The organism is Cellulomonas iranensis NBRC 101100 = JCM 18110, assembly GCF_001552375.1.
In the GTDB taxonomy this organism is placed as follows: domain Bacteria; phylum Actinomycetota; class Actinomycetes; order Actinomycetales; family Cellulomonadaceae; genus Cellulomonas; species Cellulomonas iranensis.
Map to the genome: position 1 here is coordinate 1 of NZ_BCRB01000180.1, position 1,592 is coordinate 1,592.

Genomic DNA, 1,592 nt, shown 5'->3' on the forward strand with positions numbered 1-1,592 from the left:
CGCCGCGCGCGCGTCGCGCTCCGCCCGGTCGGCCGCGTCGGCGGCGGCCCGCTCGGCGTCGGCGTGCGCCATGCGGGCCTGCAGCAGCTCGTGCGCCGACTCGCGGTCCACGGGCTGCACGTACCGCGCCGCGACCGGCGACGCCGCCACGGTCGCGTGCACCGTCGCGGGCGCGGCGGGGGACATCGACGCCTCGGGTGCGTACAGGCGGGTCCACGCGACCGGCGTCGGCACGCCGCTCTCGCCCAGCACCGTCACGACCGCCTCGCCCGTGCCGAGCTGCTGCAGCACCCGCTCGAGGTCGTAGACCGACGCGGGGTAGGTGCGTGCCGCGGCCCGCAGCGCCGCCGCGTCGTCGGGCGTGAACGCGCGCAGCGCGTGCTGCACGCGGCTGCCCAGCTGCCCGAGCACGTCGGCCGGCACGTCCTTCGGGCTCTGCGTGACGAACACGATCCCGACCCCCTTGGAGCGGATGAGACGCACGGTCCGCACGACCTCGGCGAGGAACGCCTTCGACGCGTCGGCGAACAGCAGGTGCGCCTCGTCGAAGAAGAACACGAGCCGCGGCCGCTCGGGGTCGCCCACCTCGGGCAGCACCTCGAACAGCTCTGCGAGCAGCCACATGAGGAACGTCGAGAACAGCGCCGGGCGGTCCTGCACGCCGGGCAGCTCGAGCGCCGAGACCACGCCGCGCCCGTCCGGTGCGGTGCGCAGCAGGTCGGTCACGTCGAACGCCGGCTCCCCGAAGAACGCCCCGGCGCCCTGCGCCTCGAGCGCGACGAGCTGGCGCAGGATCACGCCGGCCGTCGCGGCCGACAGCCCCCCGATGCCCTTCAGCTCGGGCCTGCCCTCGTCGCTCGTCAGCCACTGCAGGGTCGTGCGCAGGTCGGCCAGGTCGAGCAGCGCGAGGCCCTGCCGGTCGGCCCAGTGGAACACCAGGCCCAGGCTCGACTCCTGCGTGGCGTTGAGCCCGAGGACCTTGGCCAGCAGCAGCGGCCCGAGGTCGGTCACCGTGGTGCGCAGCGGCACGCCGTCGCCCGCGCCGCCCAGCGCGTACAGCTCGACCGGGAAGCCCGTCGCCGCCCACTCCTGACCGAGGGCCGCGGTCCGGGCGGCGAGCCCCGGGGAGGTCGCGCCCGGCTCGGCCAGGCCGGTCAGGTCGCCCTTGACGTCGGCGACGAGCACGGGCACGCCGGCCGCCGACAGGCGCTCGGCCATGAGCTGCAGCGTGCGGGTCTTGCCCGTGCCGGTCGCGCCCGCCACGAGCCCGTGCCGGTTGAGCGTCCCCAGCGGGAGCCGCACGACCGCGCCCGGCCGGGGCGTGCCGTCCTCGAGCAGGACACCCAGGTCGAGCGTGGGCCCCGCAGCGACGTAGCCCGCGGTCACGGCGCGCTCCAGGTCGGAGACGCCCGCGTCGGGCCCGCCCGGTGCGTCCGTCGTCGCCGACGCGGTCGCGCTCGGCGGGGACGTCGTGACGTCGTCGCCGGCCCCGCTCGGCGGGGAGTTCGTGACGTCGTCGCCCCCGGAACCGGCGGCGGCGCGGCGGGCGGCCGCGAGCGCGGCGGTCGCGGCGGCGGCCTCCGCCTCGGCGG

1 protein-coding gene is annotated in these 1,592 nt (G+C 77.5%); it reads right to left on the reverse strand.

Annotated elements, in window-relative coordinates; all coding sequences use genetic code 11:
- The coding region (locus CS2_RS18210) for a helicase HerA-like domain-containing protein (RefSeq protein WP_070321017.1) at nucleotides 1-1,592 on the reverse strand (1,592 nt) is incomplete at both ends.